At 56.7% G+C, this 17,205-nt stretch carries 20 protein-coding genes; 5 read left to right on the top strand and 15 right to left on the bottom strand.

All coding sequences use genetic code 11. The features are described from left to right. The 12 genes from araG to tmk all read right to left on the bottom strand — a co-directional run. The coding region (araG, locus tag ACQKP4_RS17655; protein ID WP_427634942.1) for an L-arabinose ABC transporter ATP-binding protein AraG at positions 1-1,521 on the bottom strand (1,521 nt) is incomplete at its 3' end. 65 nt (positions 1,522-1,586) lie between these two features. After that, the gene (locus ACQKP4_RS17650) at positions 1,587-2,591 is read right to left on the bottom strand and encodes a substrate-binding domain-containing protein (protein ID WP_427634941.1); all 1,005 of its coding nucleotides are present in this window, start codon (positions 2,589-2,591) and stop codon (positions 1,587-1,589) included. A gap of 371 nt (positions 2,592-2,962) precedes the next feature. Beyond that, positions 2,963-3,838, bottom strand: a complete 876-nt coding sequence (locus ACQKP4_RS17645) for an SMP-30/gluconolactonase/LRE family protein (RefSeq protein WP_427634940.1) — start codon at positions 3,836-3,838, stop codon at positions 2,963-2,965. A gap of 130 nt (positions 3,839-3,968) precedes the next feature. Continuing rightward, on the bottom strand, positions 3,969-4,685 hold the full coding sequence (locus ACQKP4_RS17640) for a FadR/GntR family transcriptional regulator (protein WP_427634939.1): 717 nt from the start codon (positions 4,683-4,685) through the stop codon (positions 3,969-3,971). A 202-nt stretch (positions 4,686-4,887) separates the two neighbouring features. Further along, the gene (locus ACQKP4_RS17635) at positions 4,888-5,448 is read right to left on the bottom strand and encodes a DUF1285 domain-containing protein (protein ID WP_427634938.1); all 561 of its coding nucleotides are present in this window, start codon (positions 5,446-5,448) and stop codon (positions 4,888-4,890) included. 16 nt (positions 5,449-5,464) lie between these two features. Continuing rightward, positions 5,465-6,070 (bottom strand): DUF4823 domain-containing protein, encoded by a 606-nt coding sequence (locus ACQKP4_RS17630; RefSeq protein WP_427634937.1) that lies wholly within the window; start codon positions 6,068-6,070, stop codon positions 5,465-5,467. A 240-nt stretch (positions 6,071-6,310) separates the two neighbouring features. After that, complete coding sequence (locus tag ACQKP4_RS17625; RefSeq protein WP_427634936.1) at positions 6,311-7,279, bottom strand: GTP 3',8-cyclase MoaA; 969 nt, start codon at positions 7,277-7,279, stop codon at positions 6,311-6,313. Between the two features lie 139 nt (positions 7,280-7,418). Then, positions 7,419-8,057, bottom strand: a complete 639-nt coding sequence (locus ACQKP4_RS17620) for a TetR/AcrR family transcriptional regulator (protein ID WP_008152317.1) — start codon at positions 8,055-8,057, stop codon at positions 7,419-7,421. 342 nt (positions 8,058-8,399) lie between these two features. Further along, the gene (locus ACQKP4_RS17615; protein WP_427634935.1) at positions 8,400-9,185 is read right to left on the bottom strand and encodes a TatD family hydrolase; all 786 of its coding nucleotides are present in this window, start codon (positions 9,183-9,185) and stop codon (positions 8,400-8,402) included. Between the two features lie 14 nt (positions 9,186-9,199). Beyond that, complete coding sequence (locus tag ACQKP4_RS17610; protein ID WP_427634934.1) at positions 9,200-9,556, bottom strand: PilZ domain-containing protein; 357 nt, start codon at positions 9,554-9,556, stop codon at positions 9,200-9,202. 42 nt (positions 9,557-9,598) lie between these two features. Next, a complete protein-coding gene (locus ACQKP4_RS17605; RefSeq protein ID WP_427634933.1) occupies positions 9,599-10,585 on the bottom strand; it encodes a DNA polymerase III subunit delta' in 987 nt (328 codons plus the stop codon). Then, on the bottom strand, positions 10,578-11,276 hold the full coding sequence (tmk, locus tag ACQKP4_RS17600; RefSeq protein WP_427634932.1) for a dTMP kinase: 699 nt from the start codon (positions 11,274-11,276) through the stop codon (positions 10,578-10,580). The genes ACQKP4_RS17605 and tmk overlap by 8 nt, the downstream gene beginning before the upstream one ends. Positions 11,277-11,608: 332 nt before the next feature. Here tmk and ACQKP4_RS17595 point away from each other — a divergent pair, with 332 nt between their 5' ends. Together ACQKP4_RS17595 and ACQKP4_RS17590 are read left to right on the top strand one after the other, a co-directional pair. Next, positions 11,609-11,731, top strand: a complete 123-nt coding sequence (locus ACQKP4_RS17595) for an AbiH family protein (protein WP_427634931.1) — start codon at positions 11,609-11,611, stop codon at positions 11,729-11,731. After that, on the top strand, positions 11,718-12,029 hold the full coding sequence (locus ACQKP4_RS17590; protein WP_427634930.1) for an AbiH family protein: 312 nt from the start codon (positions 11,718-11,720) through the stop codon (positions 12,027-12,029). The genes ACQKP4_RS17595 and ACQKP4_RS17590 overlap by 14 nt, the downstream gene beginning before the upstream one ends. A 62-nt stretch (positions 12,030-12,091) precedes the next feature. Here the strand turns inward: ACQKP4_RS17590 and ACQKP4_RS17585 are convergent, their stop codons facing one another. Next, positions 12,092-13,138 (bottom strand): hypothetical protein, encoded by a 1,047-nt coding sequence (locus tag ACQKP4_RS17585; protein WP_427634929.1) that lies wholly within the window; start codon positions 13,136-13,138, stop codon positions 12,092-12,094. A 414-nt stretch (positions 13,139-13,552) separates the two neighbouring features. On the opposite strand from ACQKP4_RS17585, the gene ACQKP4_RS17580 reads away from it, so the two are divergent. Together ACQKP4_RS17580 and ACQKP4_RS17575 are read left to right on the top strand one after the other, a co-directional pair. After that, on the top strand, positions 13,553-14,251 hold the full coding sequence (locus ACQKP4_RS17580; protein ID WP_427634928.1) for a helix-turn-helix domain-containing protein: 699 nt from the start codon (positions 13,553-13,555) through the stop codon (positions 14,249-14,251). Between the two features lie 67 nt (positions 14,252-14,318). Continuing rightward, positions 14,319-15,500, top strand: coding sequence for a hypothetical protein (locus tag ACQKP4_RS17575; protein WP_427634927.1), 1,182 nt, complete (start codon positions 14,319-14,321; stop codon positions 15,498-15,500). A gap of 49 nt (positions 15,501-15,549) precedes the next feature. Here the strand turns inward: ACQKP4_RS17575 and ACQKP4_RS17570 are convergent, their stop codons facing one another. Together ACQKP4_RS17570 and ACQKP4_RS17565 are read right to left on the bottom strand one after the other, a co-directional pair. Then, entirely contained in the window at positions 15,550-15,996 is a 447-nt protein-coding gene (locus tag ACQKP4_RS17570) for a hypothetical protein (RefSeq protein ID WP_427634926.1), read from the bottom strand. 116 nt (positions 15,997-16,112) lie between these two features. Continuing rightward, positions 16,113-16,469, bottom strand: a complete 357-nt coding sequence (locus ACQKP4_RS17565) for a hypothetical protein (protein ID WP_427634925.1) — start codon at positions 16,467-16,469, stop codon at positions 16,113-16,115. Here ACQKP4_RS17565 and ACQKP4_RS17560 point away from each other — a divergent pair. Further along, positions 16,449-17,087: a hypothetical protein gene (locus tag ACQKP4_RS17560; protein WP_427634924.1), complete on the top strand. Its 639-nt coding sequence runs from the start codon at positions 16,449-16,451 to the stop codon at positions 17,085-17,087. The genes ACQKP4_RS17565 and ACQKP4_RS17560 overlap by 21 nt on opposite strands. The last annotated feature ends 118 nt before the right edge of the window (positions 17,088-17,205 follow it).

The following is a 17,205-nucleotide window of genomic DNA, read 5'->3' as shown; positions in this document are numbered from 1 at the left end:
TTGGCGCGGCAAAGCCAGTTGCAGCAGGTTGGATTCATTGGCCTGCGCGCGAGACAACTCGCCGCGCATCGCTCCTTCGCAGAGCACCAGAATGCGGTCGGAAATACCCATCACTTCCATCAGGTCGCTGGAAACCACGATCACCGCAATGCCGCTTTCGGCCAGGTTATGGATGATCTGGTAGATCTCGGCCTTGGCACCGATGTCGATGCCGCGCGTCGGCTCATCCAGCAGCAGCACTTTCATCGGCATCGACAACCAGCGACCGAGAATCGCTTTCTGCTGATTGCCACCGGACAGGTACATGATTTTTTGCGACGCAGCGGGCGTCTTTACTTTCAGCGCTTTGATTTGCTTGTCGGCGTTGCCCTTCTCCCACACGCCACGCAGCAGGCAGCCAAACGTGGAATGCGCGCCGCGAGCGCTGATGTTGATATTTTCGGCGACGCTGGAGAGCGGCATGATGCCCTCCTTTTTACGGTCCTCGGGGCAGAGCAGGATTCCCGCCGCAATCGCATCGCGGGGCGACCGCAGTTTCAGCTCATGGCCGCGCAGTTCAAGGCGTCCGGCGGTGTTGCGCTCAAGCCCGCTGAGCAGGCGAAACAGTTCGGTGCGACCTGCGCCGACCAGACCGAACAGGCCGAGAATCTCGCCTTTGTACACCTCGAAACTCACCGGCTCGCGCAGGCCCGGACCGAGCAGACCGTCCACCTTGAGCGCCACGGCACCGCGTTGACGCGGGCGGTAATCGTAGATGTCCTGAATGTCGCGGCCGACCATGCACGTGACCAACTGATCGTGGGTCAACGCGCTCATGTCCTCGAACGTCCGCACGTAACGGCCGTCCTTGAACACCGTCACCGCGTTGCAGATGCGGAACACTTCTTCCATGCGATGGGATACGTAGAGCACCACTTTGCCTTCGTCGCGCAGACGACCGATGATCGCCATCAAGCGATCAATCTCCCGCGCCGAGAGGCTGCTGGTGGGTTCGTCGAAGGCAATCACATGCGCGCCACGGGATAACGCCTTGGCGATTTCCACCAGTTGCCGCTGACCGAGGGACAAGCGCCCGACTTTCTGTTGCGGGTCGATTTCATCGGCCAGGCCTTTGAGACAGTCCAGCGCCTGCTGGCGCAAGGTGCCGCGATTGATCAGGCCAAAACTGGCCGGCAGGTGCCCGAGAAAGAGGTTCTCGGCCACGGTCATTTCGGGCACCAGGTGCAACTCTTGATGGATCACCGCGACGCGGCTGGCAATGCTGTCGGCGGTGGACTTGAAGACCATCGTCTGCTCGCCGATCTGCAGGTCGCCGCTGCTCGGCGTGTAAGCGCCGCCGAGGATTTTCAGCAGGGTCGATTTGCCGGCGCCGTTCTCGCCCATCAAGGCGTGAACCTGGCCCGGATGCGCGACGAAGCTGATGCCGTCCAGCGCCTTCACCCCGGGAAAGGTTTTACCGATCCCGTTGAAGCGCAGGCTGCCACCGACGCCGTCGTGCTGTGTCTGTACTTGCGCGTGCATAAACCACCTCATCACACCGATCAGGCAACCCCGTCGCCAGGGCTACCGATGAAATCAAGCGTGCCTCAGTTCCAGAGGCCGATCTTTTCCAGCTCTTGCTTGAAGTTTTCGCGAGTGATCAGCGTCACGTCGTCCATCGCGGTGTATTTCGGTGGCTCTTTGCCGGTGGTGACCCAGTCGAACATCATGCTGGCTGTGTTGTAGCCTTCGATATGCGGGCTAGGCAGCATCGAGCCGAAGAAACCACTGTTGGGCTTTTTCAGTTCGCCGATGGCGTCGGTGCCGTTGATGCCGATGCCGATGACGTTGGCGGCAGCAAACCCGGCGCTTTCGGTGGCGCGCACGCCGCCCAGCACGGTGTTGTCGTTCATGCCGCCGATGATCAGGTTTTTCGCGCCGCCGGGCAGTTTCACCAGCGCCGAGTTGGTGGCGTCCATGCTGCCAGGGACGTCGAGGGTTTTCTGTGCGGTGTAGAGAATGTGGTCTTTCGGGAAGCCCGCGTCTTCCAGGGCCTTGGCCGAACCGTCGGTGCGCTTCTTGCCAGTGTCGAGTTCGTTGAACGTGTTGATGACGGCGTAGGTTTCTTTCCAGTCCCAACCGCGTTTCTTCGCTTCGGCGGCCATCGCCGCGCCCTGTTTCTGGCCAACTTCAAACGCGGCCATGCCGAGGTAAGGCACGTCTTCCATGAACTTGCCGCTGGCATCGACAAAACGGTCGTCGACCGCCATCACTTTCAAACCGTTGAGCTTGGCCTTGGCGACGATGGCTGGGCCGAGGCCGACGTCCGGCGGGCAGATCACAAAACCCTTGGCACCGTTGGCGGCGAGACTGTCGATGGCGGAGAGGGTTTTCTCGCCGTCCGGCACGGCGATCTTGATGACCGTGAAACCTTTGTCTTTACCGGCCTTTTCAGCGAAGGCCCACTCGGTCTGGAACCACGGCTCTTCCGCTTGCTTGACCAAAAAACCAATCTTCACTTCCTCGGCCGCCAGCAGCGTGCTGCTCAGGCTTACCGCAGTGACCGCCAGAGCGGCACAGCACAGGGAACGGATCCCACGACGACGATTCATAAGCTGACTCCTTGTTATTTTTTTTGAGCGTTATTTTTGAAAGCCGGTGCAAACGTTTTAGCTAATAGTCATATCGTATGATGATTGGATTTCAAGCGGAGTTCCGCGCCTGAAACCGGTGTTGTTCAGTCGCGGCACATCATCGAGTGGCCATCATCGATGGGTGATGGACTGGGCACTAAGGCCGCATTTTTCAGGCACGACAAAAACCGGGCATCTGTCGATGTCCGGTCAAAAGGCTTTTTGGAAAATCGCTGCATCACTTCACCTGTTTTGTTTTTTTAAGTGTGAGTGCGTGTAACTGATGGGCGACTATAAACCCGACTGCCGAATAATCTCAATATATAATTTTGCATCCCATATTGTGGGACCTAGCCAGCAAACCGCGTGCAAAGTTTCCCTGGCACCTCCACCCGCATCGATAACACCGCGCCGTCCAGCGGATGGTTGAGCGGGCTCGCCGCGCTGGTGATGTACAAGGTTTTCAGGTCTTCGCCGCCGAACACGCAACTGGTCGGGCGGCTGACCGGCAACTCGATCACCCGATCGACATGACCGTCCGGCGTCAACCTCAGCAGACAACTGCCGTCCCAGCGCGCGTTCCAGATGAAACCTTCGGCATCCATGGCTGAACCGTCCGGGCCACCGCGCTGGTCGGGGCCGTACCACACATACGCGGTGTCGAGGTTGCCGTCGGTGTGGATGAAATAGCGGTACAACGTAGCGTCGAGGCTGTCGGCGAAATACAGCGTAGTCGCGTCGTCGCTCCACAGCATTGTGTTGGGAATGCCCAAACCGCGAAGCAGCGGCGTAACCCGCGCATCGCGGTCGATGCGGAACAGACCACCGGTGCGCCGCAGGATGGGCAGGTCTTCGCCGTTTTCGCCGATATTGTTTTGCATGGTGCCGAGCCAGAGCCGGCCCTGTGCATCGCAGCGGGCTTCGTTGGGGCGATTGCCCGGTTGCGGGTCGGCGACACACAGCAGCGTCAGGCGCGGCTCCAGGCCTGGCGACTCCAGATCGAGCCGATAGACGCCACTGCTCAGTGTCACCAGCGCATCGCCGCTTGCGCAGGGGATGAAGGCGGACACGTGCTCCGGCATTTCCCAGATTTCCACGTTGGCACCGATCAGCCGCAGCGCTTGCTTGCCAGCGATATCAACCCAGTACAGCGCCTGCGTCGGCGCATCCCAGAAAGGGCCTTCGCCGAGCGTGGCACGGTGTTGGGTAACGGCAGTCCACGACATGAAACCTCCAGCATTATTGTTGTTCATGTGGGAGCGGGCTTGCTCGCGAAGACGGCGTATCAGTCAACATTAGCTTTGAATCGTAGGTCGTCTTCGCGAGCAAGCCCGCTCCCACAGGTTTTTTTAGTTGTCAGCCGGCTTTTTTGTCGGCCATGACTTTTGGGTAAAACCGTTTGATCGCCAGGTCGGCGTTGTCGATCAGGGTCATGCAGGCCCACACCCCGCGCGCGGCGTCGCGGGCAGCGATGGCATCGGCCATGTCTTTGTGGATCGGCAGCGTGCGACGCAGTTCGTCAGGGTCGGCGGCGGAGACTTCGAACGACACCGCCAGCAGCGCGCCAAGGGCCGGGACCATTTGCTCGATGAATTGATTGTGACTGGCGGCGAGGATGCACTCGTGAAAGGCCTGGTCGGCCCGGTTGTAATCGACGCCGCTATCCACGGCTCGCTCCAGTGCGTTATAGGCCTGGAGCACGGCGTGCACTTGTTCGGCGGTGGCGCGTTCGCAAGCCCAGCGCACGGCCATCGGCTCGATGGTGCGCCGCAGGTCGAGCAGGTCGTCGACAAAGTTTTCCGGCAAGCCGCTGCGTGACAGCCAGCCGACGACTTGCGGATCAAAGAGGTTCCAGCGCCGCACCGGCAATACCCGCGTGCCGACCTTCGGCCCGACTTCGAGCATGCCTTTGGCGACCAGGGTTTTGATCGCTTCGCGAATGACCGTCCGGCTGACACCGAGCTGTTCGCCGAGGTCAGCTTCGACCTTGATGGTTTCGCCGGGCTTCACTTGGCCTGCGGCAATCCAGCAACCCAGCCAATCGACCGTCGATGCATGAAAACTGCTGGACATGAGAACCTCGATTCAGGGACGGCACGACACCGTTCGCGATGGTGGGCCACGCTAATCATCATACGATTGGCTGTCAATTGGATTCTTCGGGAGATCCGGAGAGCAAATGAGGGAGCGGGCTTGCTCGCGAAAACGGCGTGGCATTCAACGCCTATGTCGCCTGTCACACCGCTTTCGCGAGCAAGCCCACAGTTTGATCCGGTTAAGGCTCGAGACCGATGCGGAAGAATTCGCCGCCACTCCACACACCCAGCCAGCGTTGCCCGTCGATTTCACGGCTCACGGCCAGTTCCACCAGTTGATAAAACACATTGCGGTGGATCAGCGCTTCGAGGTTGGTGCGCACGTGCACGTACGGCGCGGGCTCCTGGGTGACCGGGTCGATCACCACGCGAATCGGATGATCGACACCGGCCTCGGCGGTTTCATCGACATTGGTGGTGAAGCGCAACCGTTGTTCTTCACCCTCGCCCTCGACGTCCACGGCAATCGCCACGAACGGTGCATCGTCGACCTTGATGCCGACTTTCTCGACCGGAGTAATCAAAAAGTAATCATCGCCGTCGCGGCGAATAATGGTGGAGAACAGTTTGACCATCGGCTTACGCCCGATTGGCGTGCCCAGGTAATACCAGGTGCCGTCACGAGCGATGCGCATGTCGATGTCGCCACAGAAGTCGGGGTTCCACAGGTGGACCGGCGGCAAGCCTTTGGTTTTGGGGATTTGCCCCAACAAATCGTTGGCTTTCTGCGGACCACTCATGGCGTTCTCCTGTGTCTTATTGGTCGCTGAGCCCGATCAGGCTGCGCGCGTATTGTTCCAGCGGCGGGCCAATCAGGTCCTCTGGCTTGTTGTCGTGGAACGTCAGTAAACCGCCACGACTCTTGATGCGCGCAGTATCAATCAAATACTGGGTGCTGGTCTCGATCAACATGATCTGAATCACGCCGCTGTCGATCCCGAGGCGATCCACGGACTCCTGATCGAGCCATTCGTCCGAGTTGCCGATACGGTCATCGGCCTTGGCGAAACGCGTGTAAAGCAGGTAATGCGCACCGGCGGCACGGGCTTCGCCCATCGCCTGGTCGAGGCCTTCCGGCGCGCGGGCGCGGCGGACCATCGGGAAGTATTCGATAAAACCGTTGAAGGCTTCTTCGGCCACCACGTTAGGCCGCGGATAGGGGCTGCCCGGCGGCGCGAAGGCACCCTGGGCAATGTAGATGAACGAGTCCGGCTGAATGCGCAGGTTGTTCACCCGGCGGCTGTCGCTGTGATCCAGCAGGCCCGAGTCACTCATCTGATAACGAACACCTTCGCCCATATCGCTGACATTCATGCAGCCACCAAGCGCCAAAACGGCCAGCAGCAAAACCAGGCTACGCATCCTACCCTCCAGAGGCCGGTGACGGAAAACCGGCGAATGGGCGTTGGATGCAGCTTCCGCGCCAGTCCTTGAGTCTTTCGATATTTCAAGCCTGGAAACAAAACCCGTGGCGAGGCGGCTCGCCGCCGTTCGGCTGCGCAGCAGTCGTGAAATTGTGGCGTTGAAAGAATGCAGAGGGCCGCTTCGCAACCCGACGGGGCGGTACGGCGGTCCGGCAAGCCCCCTCGCCACAGGGCCTAATCAGCCGCCGATGATTTTCATGACGGTCGCGCCACCAGAGAACGCCACTTCCTGCTTGTCCCCCAACGCTTTCACCAGCAACCGCTGCAACGCCGGCAGAGCCTGGTGGCGCGGCTTGTCGAGCAAATCACCGACGTAGTGACGGTTGCTCGACGACAGACAGCCATGCAGCCAACCGGTGGACGACAGGCGCAGGCGCGAGCAGGTTCGGCAGAAAGGCACGCTTTCGTTGGCGATCACCCCGAAGTGGCCATGCCCTGGAATGGCGTAGCGCACCGCGGTGGCGTCAACGGGCGCATCGGCTTGAAGGTATTCGTAGCGCTCGCCAACCAGGCTCAGCAACTGCTGGAGGCTGACGAACTGCTGAAGAAAGGCGTTGTTGTCGCTGGCCAGGTGGCCCATGCGCATCAACTCGATAAAGCGCAGCTCGTAGCCACGCTCCAGGCAGTAATCGAGTAGCGGCATCACCTGATCAAGATTCTGCCCTCGCAGCGGCACCATGTTGACCTTGATCTTCAGGCCGGCCGCGTGAGCTTCGTCCATGCCATTGAGCACCGTCGCCAGATCGCCACCACGGGCAATGCTGCGAAACGCGTTGGCGTCCAGGGTATCGAGCGAGACGTTGATACGACGAATGCCGGCGTTCACCAGCAATGGCAACTTTTTTTCCAGCAACTGGCCGTTGGTGGTCAGGCTGATGTCTTCGAGGCCCATCGTGCCGACGGCGGTCATGAACGCTTCAAGTTTTGGGCTGACCAGCGGCTCGCCACCGGTAATGCGCAAGCGCTCGATGCCCGCTGCTTCGATCAGGTAGGCAACGCCGCGTGCCATGGCTTCGGCCGACAATTCATCCTGCGCAGCCACCAACCGCTTGCCGTTGGGCACGCAGTAGGTACAAGCGTAGTTGCAGGCGGAGGTCAGGCTGAGCCGCAAATTGCGGAAACGCCTGCCTTGACGGTCAACGATCATGGATCACTCCGGCGATAGAAAATTCGAACCCGCAAAACTTGACTCACAAATCAAGTTTTAGCAAGTCCCAAGCCTGAGTATATTCCTGCGGTACTGCGCCATGTTGCGAAAACACGGCGCAATAAGGGAGCTGAATGGATCAGCTGCTCGGGGTGTCGGTGTCGCGTTTGCGCTTGTTGCCCATGCGCACGCCGATGTCCATCAGGAACTGGAAGAAACCTTCCTGATCTTCGAGCACGTTGCTCCAGAACGGCGAGTGATACAACGCGACCGCACCGTGCACCAGCGCCCAGGACGCGCAGTAATGGAAATACGGCGGCACGTCTTCGAGCTTGCCTTCACTGATGCGGCCCTTGATCAACAAGGTCAGGCGTTCGAAATTCGAAGCGCGGATCTTGTGCAGCTCCTCGACCATCTCCGGCACCTGATTGCCCTTTACCACCTTCTCTTCCAGGCGGTCGAACAAGCGATAGCGTTGCGGGTCGCGCATGCGGAATTCGAAGTAAGCCCGGGACAGCGCTTCCTTGTCCTTGTCGACATCTGCCGAATGCAACAGCTCGTTCAAATCGCGCTCGTAATCGAGCATCAGGCGCAGGTAGATTTCGGCCTTGGATTTGAAGTGCTTGTAGATCGTGCCTTTGCCGATACCGACGGCATCAGCAATCATCTCGACGGTGACACTGTCTTCACCTTGATCGAGGAACAGCTTGAGCGCGGTATCGAGAATTTCTTGCTCGCGGCGACGAAACTCACGGACCTTACGAGGTTCTTTATGCATAAGAAAAGGTCTGTAGGGGTCAAAATTCGAAGCCGCGTATTATGCCTAACTTACGCAAAAATGCACGGATCATCCGACCATATCTGTGTTTCCAGTTGATTTCACGCAGGCTCTTCAGTTGATGAGAACTCTTCCGAAGCGGGCGTATTCCAAAATTGTTTAAAAACCGGGGCCGCTAAACTGGACTCGGCGCAATACTGATCAATACTTGAACTGTCGGCGAGACATCTCCCCCAAGTGTTGCGCCGATATAGGTACCAACGGACCGCGTGCCTTTGTTTTACTCCTAATGGTCTTAACCCGGATTCACCCCCCAGAACCCGGGTTTTTTTTGCCTGCGATTTAGCCTTTCACGTGCGCCAGCGGGAACAGCCGCTTGAAGTTTTCAGTGGTTTGCTCGGCAAATCGTTCAAAAGGCTCACCACGCAACATTGCCAGAAATTGCGCAACCTCTCGCACGTACTGCGGCAGGTTCGGCTTGCCGCGATAAGGAATTGGCGCGAGGTACGGCGAGTCGGTTTCCACCAGCAAGCGGTCAGCCGGCACCTTGCTCGCGACATCCCGCAGCGCATCGGCATTGCGAAAAGTGACAATACCGGACAGGGAAATGTAATAACCCATGTCCAGTGCGGCTTTGGCCATGTCCCAGTCTTCGGTGAAGCAATGCAACACACCGGCCTGAGGCAACGCTGCTTCGCGCAACAGGTTCAATGTGTCGGCGCGCGCGCCACGGGTGTGGATGATCACCGGTTTGCCAGTCTGCTCGGCGGCTTGCAAGTGCAGGCGAAACGATGCCTGCTGCAACTGCGCCGCTTCCGGCTCGTAGTGATAATCCAGACCGGTTTCACCAATCGCCACCACGCGCGGGTGATTGAGTTCCTGCAACAGCCAATCCAGCGCCGGTGCGGCACCCGGCTGCACGTCCAGCGGATGCACGCCCACCGAACAATCGACGTCGTCATAGCGCTCGGCCAGGGCTTTGACGTCGGCGGCGTTGTCGACACTGACGCCGATACACAGGAAGTGCCCTACTCCGCTCTGCCGGGCCGCATCGAGCGCGGCATCCAGTGAGCCGTCGTGGGCGGTGAGGTCAAGACGATCAAGGTGACAATGGGAATCTACGAGCATAAAAGGGCTGCAACTTACATCGTATGAGTGGGACGGTCGGACTTCAGGGCTCCGGCCAGATGGGTTTCGATTCGGCTGCGCGCAGTGTTGTCGCCATCGTTGAACTGCACGCCAACGCCAGCGGCGCGGTTGCCCTGCGCGCCTTTGGGGGTAATCCAGGTGACCTTGCCGGCGACTGGAATCTTCTCGGCGTCATCCATCAGGTTCAGCAGCATGAACACCTCGTCGCCCAACTTGTAGCTTTTGTTGGTCGGGATAAACATCCCGCCATTCTTGATGAATGGCATGTAGGCCGCATACAGCACGGACTTGTCCTTGATGCTCAGGGACAAAATGCCGTTGCGCGGCCCTGGATTGACGGCTTCATTCATGCTGACCTCCACTGCTGATGTTCAGAGTCTAGGCGCTGTCGCTTACTTCTGGATAGGCAGAGACGCCCACTGCACCAGCAGCGCCTCCAGCAGCAACGCCGGATTGAGGTTGGCCTTGCTCATGACTTTTTGCCGCTGGGCAAGGATCCAGTCCTGGATTGCCAGGACTTTGTCCTGGGCGGTTTTCTGCGCCAGGTACTGAATAACCTTGCGCATATCCGCCAGGCCGAGCCCCGCTTCATCCTGAGTCAACTGATAACGCAGGATCAGGCTCGACCAGTCACAGAACCAGTCGAACAGCAGCAACTGCGGAATGCTTTTCCATTCTTCGGCCAACTGCGTCGGCGATTGCTGCTGCTTGAGCAACTTCTTCACGCCTTCGACCACCAGCGTTCGCTGCTCGCGCACGCCTTGGGCCTGCAATTTGACGGCGCCCAGTGGCGAGCCGGCGGCCAGCGTCAACAGCTCGACGCGCTCGTCTTCGGAATTGTCCGGCAACGCCTTGAGCAGCCACGCAAGGCTCATGGCCTCGCTCGGCAGCGGGCAGGCCTGCTGCACGCAACGACTCTTGATGGTCGGCAACAACCGACTGGTCTGGTGACTGACCAGCAACAACACGGTATCGCCGGACGGCTCTTCCAGGCTTTTGAGCAAGGCGTTGGCGGCGTTGACGTTCATCGACTCGACCGGCTCGATCAGCACCACTTTGCGGCCGCCCATCTGCGAGGTCTGGACCACGAAGCTGACCAGATCGCGCACCTGGTCGACCTTGATTGCCTTGTCGGCTTCTTCCGGTTCCAGGATGTAATTGTCCGGATGGCTGCCCGCCTTCAGCAACAGACAGGATTTGCATTCACCGCACGCGTCCTGTGGGGTCGGTCGCTGGCACAGCAAACTGGCCATCAAGCGTTCGGCCAGTGCACGCTTGCCGATCCCGGCCGGGCCATGCAACAGATAGGCGTGCGCGTGTTGCTTGCGACCGGCCAATTGCTGCCAGAGGCCGTCCTGCCACGGATAGGCTTCAGCCACGGGTCAACTCCAGCAGACGCGGGAGCAAGGCGTCCAGCGACTGCTGAACCTGCGCCAGCGGCTGAGCCGCATCGACCAGCACGTAACGCGCAGGGTCCGCTTCGGCACGCGTGAGGAACGCACGGCGCACGGCATCGAAAAAGGTTCGGCCTTCGAGCTCGAAACGATCCAGACGCCCACGCGCGCTGGCGCGGGCCAGGCCGACCTCCACCGGCAGATCAAAAATCAGTGTCAGGTCCGGACGCAGATCGCCCTGAACGAAAGACTCCAGTGCGGCGATGCGCTCCAGCGACAAGCCGCGACCACCGCCCTGATACGCGTAGGTCGAATCGGTAAACCGGTCGCACAGGACAACGGCGCCACGGGCCAGCGCCGGGCGAATCACCTCGGCCAGATGCTGGGCGCGCGCGGCGAATACCAGCAACAGCTCGGTATCCGGGTTCATGACTTCATCCACGGGCGCCAACAACACTTCGCGAATCCGCTCGGCCAACGGCGTACCACCCGGCTCGCGGGTCAGCACCACTTCGATACCGGCGGCGCGCAGACGCTCGGCCAGGTATTCACGGTTAGTGCTCTTGCCGGCGCCGAAAACCGCTATGGGGGAAGATGTAAACCGACGCTCCTTCCATTTTCGGAAAGCCGAAAACGGAAAAAACACCGCAAACATTAGGTTGAAAAATCGACTCAAGAAAAGTAATCCGTGAAAAATACGAAAAATGTAAACCTAGCTAGATATCGGCAAAAATCACAGGTGAAATGTAAACCTGACAACCGAATCGCCGTCCGATTCATGCTTCCTCGTCGGCGACAAATGTAAACCTACACCAAAAATGGAATCGGGAGGTTACTGAGAACCTCATCACTTCGAGCGAGCGCAGCATTCTACTCGATAGGCGCATTCCCTTGCCCCTCCTAATATTTCGCATCCAATCTGTTTATTTTCGCGAAAGCTTCCGCTGCCTGGAGTGAAGTTTGTAAAGATCCCCAACTGAAGTTCTCTCGCCCACCACCCCCGCAGGAATGCCCAAGATGCCACGCATGGACGCTACGACCCTATACATCATTGGCAACGGGTTCGACCTTCATCACGGATTGCCCACAAGCTACTCAGACTTCAAGGCACCTGGAAGTGGCCGATCATGAAACCCATGACTGGGTGCAAAGCTATATACCTGCCGACGGAAAATGGGCAAATCTGGAGCAGGCCCTGGCTGAGTTGGACATCGACAACATCGTGTCCGACATGGAGTGTTTTCTGGGGGCGTACGCAGATGATGAGTGGAGCGATGCGGGCCACCATGACTTTCAATATGAGGTCGATCGGGTTGCTGAGGGGCTTTCCAAGACATTGCTGGGGCGGTTTGCGGACTGGGTGCGATCTATCACGATGCCTGACCGCCGTCTTAAGGCCCGCACGCAACTTAGCACCCAACTGCATTAACGCGAGAGCGTGAGACGTGAGGACGCCCTAGGCGCGAGAACAGCGCCGTCTCTCACTGCACACTAATATTTCTCTTCCACCTCGTCGAATGAACCCGGCATGTATTTATAGCCTTCCAAATTATTATAGGTACCCATCGAATCATTCACCACAAACTTCCCCCCTAACAAATAGCCTGGAAGCAAACGCTTTCTGACTTCGGCAGAAAATAAGTTAAGTGCATAAACTAGGTTGCAGTGAACTTTATACAAGTCAATGCGCCATGCGTCGCTCTCTGCATACATCGAATCATATACCTCCTGAGAGCGCCAAATCTGTTTCCAACTTTTATCGTGATACCACCATTTGTGGTCAGGGGTCAGCGCAGCATGATTGGAACCTGTAAAGTGTTCTACCAGCGCATCCACTCTCTTGACCAACTCCAATAAAGCACTCTCCAATCCGACGTCCGCCCCCGGTAAATCAGTTATAAAAACAAGGGTAGTGAATTCAGAGAAATCGTCAATAATTTTCCGCTCAATGCCGCCCCCGATCAGGTTATCACTGATGTTCATCCAATAATGCAAATACAGCCGCTCTGTGGCTTGATTGAGCAAGTGCGAATATATAGTGTCTGCGGCAGTCTTTTCCTCCCCCAACGCTCCGAGTAAATGTTCGATTACGTCATCAGGTAGCGAGAACAACTTCCCTTCGAGCTGGCTGGCGACGTACACTTCAGCATGCGTTAATCCATGAGCAACTTTCAGCTCCTGCACAGCGGTGTATATATGTGCAGGCGCTCCGCGAAACTTATCATTGAGCACAAAGAAAAACTCTTTGACCGTAGAAGTTTTTTCCCAGTATCCCTTAAGGGTCGCAAAGTCGTGCTTCATTTTAGCAATAGCGCTTTCAGTGTTGTTTGGAAGATCTTCTGGCGCGTAGCACTGATAATATTGCCCACTGCCCGACACCCAGCCATCATTGCCTCGGTCGCCTATATTCCCATGTGGTTTAACCGCTTTGAATCCAGGATCGATGTAGCTCATTATCTTGACGAAGAGATCTTCGTATCTCTGTCCGTCAGCCTCGTGCACGAGGAGTTTGAATTTTGTACGCTGCATCGCCGACATCAGGAGATTCTCCAACACATGGTTAAATAAGCACAATCTTTGGAACTCATACGCACGGACAACGAAGCCAACGCAGCCGGGTAACTGAAAGATCAAGCGACGTACGCTTAAAGCGTTTGAGGTATCAGTTACGTACTTCCATCCGCTCCAATGTCCTTACAGCTCACTACCAGCGCTGAAGCGCGATGCTCGCTCCAACCCGCTGCGGTACGCATTCTGACCGGAATCACGCCAAGACCCAACGGCCAATAAAGATTTTTCGACCCTTTTGAGCTATCGCCTTGATAACTGGAAACCGTCATCAAATTCAGGGATGAAATCACGCAAAACTACTAACCTGTCGGGCACCTGTCGTGTTGCGTCATTCACGGTTTCTTCATCATCCACGTACCGACCACCTGATGGAGCTGAACCATGGATACCACCAACACCACCGGCCAACCTCGAATGCTGAGCATTGACGAATTTGCCGCCCTCATCCGGAGTATGCGGGAGGCTTTTCAATGGTCTCAGGAAACCCTTGCGGAGCTGGCGGGCCTTAATGTGCGGACGGTACAGCGTGTTGAAAACGCGAAATCCGCCAGCATCGATACCCGTCGCGCGCTCGCTAGAGCATTCGAAATCGAAGACATCGACGCTTTCAACAAACCTTTCGCCATTCCTACTGAAGAAGAAATGGCGAAGGAGAAAGCTAGACTTGAACGCGATTACATCACGCTGCCGGCGCTCCCTCTCACCACTGGACAGCAACTCGCAAAGCTTGCTGAGACTTCCACGATGGACATTTCCCAACCTGGATGTGAGATGAAGCGTGAGGCGCACGAGGTTTTTGCGTCACTGATAGACTATTTCCGAGACTACCGGGACTGTGCAAGCGAGTACTCGGAAAGCAGCAAATTTGCAGTCTACGACGAGATGCAATCGCTGCTGGATGAACTGCAGCGTCTTCAGGTCTCACTCAGCTACGCAACTCGCGAGGTGCACCTGACATTCACCACGGATCGGAAAGATGCAAAGCCGCTGAATGCACACGTGTCGTATTTGATCGCGTTCGAACGTGGCAAGGCCCCGACTGAATTTGCAGTCTCGAAAAAATTGACCGCCCCCAGCTGACCTGCTCCGATCGCAGTCTGAACTGTATTCCAAACCTATAAATTTCGAAGCCTAAAAGAGTGGAGCTATGCCTGAAAAGATCATTTATCTGGACAGCAATGACTATTCAGCGCTTAGCAAAACGCATCTGTCCGAGTCGGAAGCACAGGTTCGATCGACACTCCTGGCGCTGAAAGCTTCAGGCGATGCCGTCTTCGCTTTTTCCGGCGCACACATTTCCGAAATGGCGCCGATGGATCAGCCATACGCCGATGCCGCCATTCGGCGTACGGGACTCTTGAAAGATCTCTGTGAACGAAATGCAATGATCTCGTTTGACAGATTGATCAAGGCCGAACTTGAAAGTCTGGTGGCCCAGCGCTCTGACCGGATCCAGGTGATGGACGCGAATGGCCAATGGTTCCCCGAACTCGGAGCACTGGTAAGCCCGCTGGATAGCCTCGATATCTCAGGCACTCTGGATAAACAGGCTCAAGATGCATCGCTTAATCGTAAGGGGCGCCGAGCTCTCAGGGCGACCACATTGAGCAAGTCAGGCAATTTTCGATCGAATTTGGGCCACCTCGGAAAGCCAAATCTTGATGAGTTTCTTGAAACGTTTCCGATGCGGCCACAGGACGCTCAAGTGCTTCATAATTTTGTGATGGGGAAAGCAAGCCGGAAAAAAGCTGATGAGGCACTTCTGGAAAGCCTTCGTGACCCGACCTACATGGCGCAGTGGTTTCGGGAGCACCATCATAAGCTGGGAGCAATTGGTGAGTGGGTGAGGCGCCCGGCGCAAAACTTGATCACGACGATGGAGACGAACTTTGAAAAGCTACGCACCGTGCTGACCCGTATGCCTGCAGACGAGCGAGCAACCACATTGGGCAGTTTCAATAATAGCTTCTGGGTCAAAGCTCAGAATGAGGGCATTCTTGATATCGTCAATCAACTGCTCTCAACTTGGCTACCAGACGCCCCTCCCTGCAAAGATATTTCCATTGTCGACGAGTACTGCCCAGGTTTGTCGACATGCTTGCGAGGGCTCTACAGCTCGGTACGCAACTCCTTCGGAACAGGAACCCGAGTAATGAAGCACAGCGATTTCGTCGATGTTATCCACGCGCTCTACGTGCCCTACGTTTCATTCTTCCGAGCTGATGCGTACATGGCCAGCATACTGCAGCCGCTCGCCAAGCGTTTTGGGACACAGGTTCATTCATCAACGAGTTCTTTGATTAAGGCGTTAGAAGCTCCGCAGCCTTAACCAAAGACTCGAATATGACGCTCCGCTAGTAGATATTTGTTCGACCCGCTCACTGTTTCGCCAGCACCGTAGGGTGGCTTCCTCGCAGGCCCGACACCGCCAAACTTAGGCTCCACTTGATCTTATCGATGGCCTTGTATGTCGGTATCCAGTCCAGCGCTAAATGGTACTGAAGCTTAAGATTCTCACGGTACCCCTCCAGTCTCCGACGGGTCTTTTCGTTCAAGTCAGGGTTGAGTAGCTTGAGGGTGACGTCCAAAAGACGTTCTTCGTATTGCGCTTTCCACTTATTACGGAACATGGCGTGAACAAATGGCATAACGGTCAAAACGCCTAAATTGACCTGCAAAGCGAGACACGTGTTGTCGAAGGTCAAAATCCCCTGGTGATTGAGTGCGAGTAGCGACATGACAGGCATCGAGGCGCAGGCAACGACGAACTGTGCCCTCCCCGGTACACCAATGAGCGCTTGGTTGAAAGGATGGTATCTGATCATCTTTGTTTCGCCCCCCATGAATGGTTGATTGAAAGAATTACAGATACTTCGCAGAGTGCCAAGTCAAAAACAGCGCTGGAAAATCGCCACGGTGCCAACGTTATGACTCAAGCCTCTCATGGAGAGGAGTTAAGCTTTCGCCCGAACTGGAACATCACATCCTCAAGCCAGCGACTGTAGGCAGCCTGTGAAGCCGGGATCATTAATTGGCGCTCCTCAAGGCTCTGCTCTGGACGATCGGGCATCGAAAAGCTGCTGCTGGAGCCCGTTGGTGGCTCCGCAAACTGCTTATGAACCACACCGTACAATCCAAGCTGGAACCACCCACCCTTCCCTTCGTTTAAAACATCGAACGCCGTCTGCGCCGCCTTTATCACAAATGTGGGGGATATGTAGTAGGAGTTGAAGGGGTTGTCGGATGTAGCGGGGTTTTGCTCCATCAGGCCTTCGGAGTGAATTTGATTCTGGCTCACAGTGTTGACTACTTGCAGGCCATCCGATCAGCAGCTGGGGTAAAGGAAAGTCGGAAAGACCTTGTGAAGTCCTTTGACGAAAAATTCGCGGTATCGGGCGCGCATCTAAGTAACCGCAAAATGGAGCTGATCGACGCGATCAACAATGCGCTCAAGCATATTAGGGTTGATCCACTGCGATATAAGAGCCTGGGTGAGCGCTATGGACAGATTTCTTTTCAGAGCTTGGTAGAGGATGAGGGCCGCGTGCTGTGCCATCTGGAAAACTACTGCTTCGACTATTGTCGGGTTGTGCTTCTGCCAGCGTTAAGGGCATTGGCTAATTGGGAATTTGACAGTGCAGAAAGCGTGCTGGAATTTGCCAAAGGTGAGGTGACCATTGAGCATTGGAATTACTCCGACACCTATGATCCTCTAGACCCTTCCACGGCAATTGATCGGATGATTGAAATCTGCTCATCCCCCTGCAAGAACTGCGAAGAGGACGGTGACCCGTGTCGCTGCTCCCACTATGTCTTCGCGGGAGATGAGGGTCGCTTCGAACCGCTGTATGCAGCTTCGGAAGGAGAACTTGAAGAGCTGATGATCCACATATCGCCCTCGTACAGTCGAGCATAAGGAGTATTTACAGGTCAGAGCTCACCTCATGGACACTAGTTGACCCCAGACGATTTGATGCCCGCTGTCACCTAGGGATACGCATGACAACATGATGGGAAGAAACCGCACGCGGCTC

It is taken from the genome of Pseudomonas sp. NPDC086278, assembly GCF_050280905.1.
Taxonomy (GTDB): Bacteria; Pseudomonadota; Gammaproteobacteria; order Pseudomonadales; family Pseudomonadaceae; genus Aquipseudomonas.
The sequence above is the reverse complement of the archived record's forward strand: the minus strand, read 5'-3'. Positions and strand labels throughout refer to the sequence as shown.

Excerpts from the sequence above, each read along its gene's own strand:
- ACQKP4_RS17640 (WP_427634939.1), bottom strand. The coding sequence starts at position 4,685 with ATGTCCAGCAGTTTTCATGCATCGACGGTCGATTGGCTGGGTTGCTGG.
- ACQKP4_RS17635 (WP_427634938.1), bottom strand. The coding sequence starts at position 5,448 with ATGAGTGGTCCGCAGAAAGCCAACGATTTGTTGGGGCAAATCCCCAAA.
- ACQKP4_RS17595 (WP_427634931.1), top strand. The coding sequence starts at position 11,609 with ATGCCCAAGATGCCACGCATGGACGCTACGACCCTATACATCATTGGC.
- ACQKP4_RS17580 (WP_427634928.1), top strand. The coding sequence starts at position 13,553 with ATGGATACCACCAACACCACCGGCCAACCTCGAATGCTGAGCATTGAC.
- ACQKP4_RS17625 (WP_427634936.1), bottom strand. The coding sequence starts at position 7,279 with ATGATCGTTGACCGTCAAGGCAGGCGTTTCCGCAATTTGCGGCTCAGC.
- ACQKP4_RS17630 (WP_427634937.1), bottom strand. The coding sequence starts at position 6,070 with ATGCGTAGCCTGGTTTTGCTGCTGGCCGTTTTGGCGCTTGGTGGCTGC.
- ACQKP4_RS17615 (WP_427634935.1), bottom strand. The coding sequence starts at position 9,185 with ATGCTCGTAGATTCCCATTGTCACCTTGATCGTCTTGACCTCACCGCC.
- ACQKP4_RS17610 (WP_427634934.1), bottom strand. The coding sequence starts at position 9,556 with ATGAATGAAGCCGTCAATCCAGGGCCGCGCAACGGCATTTTGTCCCTG.
- ACQKP4_RS17645 (WP_427634940.1), bottom strand. The coding sequence starts at position 3,838 with ATGTCGTGGACTGCCGTTACCCAACACCGTGCCACGCTCGGCGAAGGC.
- ACQKP4_RS17650 (WP_427634941.1), bottom strand. The coding sequence starts at position 2,591 with ATGAATCGTCGTCGTGGGATCCGTTCCCTGTGCTGTGCCGCTCTGGCG.
- ACQKP4_RS17585 (WP_427634929.1), bottom strand. The coding sequence starts at position 13,138 with ATGTCGGCGATGCAGCGTACAAAATTCAAACTCCTCGTGCACGAGGCT.
- ACQKP4_RS17620 (WP_008152317.1), bottom strand. The coding sequence starts at position 8,057 with ATGCATAAAGAACCTCGTAAGGTCCGTGAGTTTCGTCGCCGCGAGCAA.
- ACQKP4_RS17570 (WP_427634926.1), bottom strand. The coding sequence starts at position 15,996 with ATGATCAGATACCATCCTTTCAACCAAGCGCTCATTGGTGTACCGGGG.
- ACQKP4_RS17575 (WP_427634927.1), top strand. The coding sequence starts at position 14,319 with ATGCCTGAAAAGATCATTTATCTGGACAGCAATGACTATTCAGCGCTT.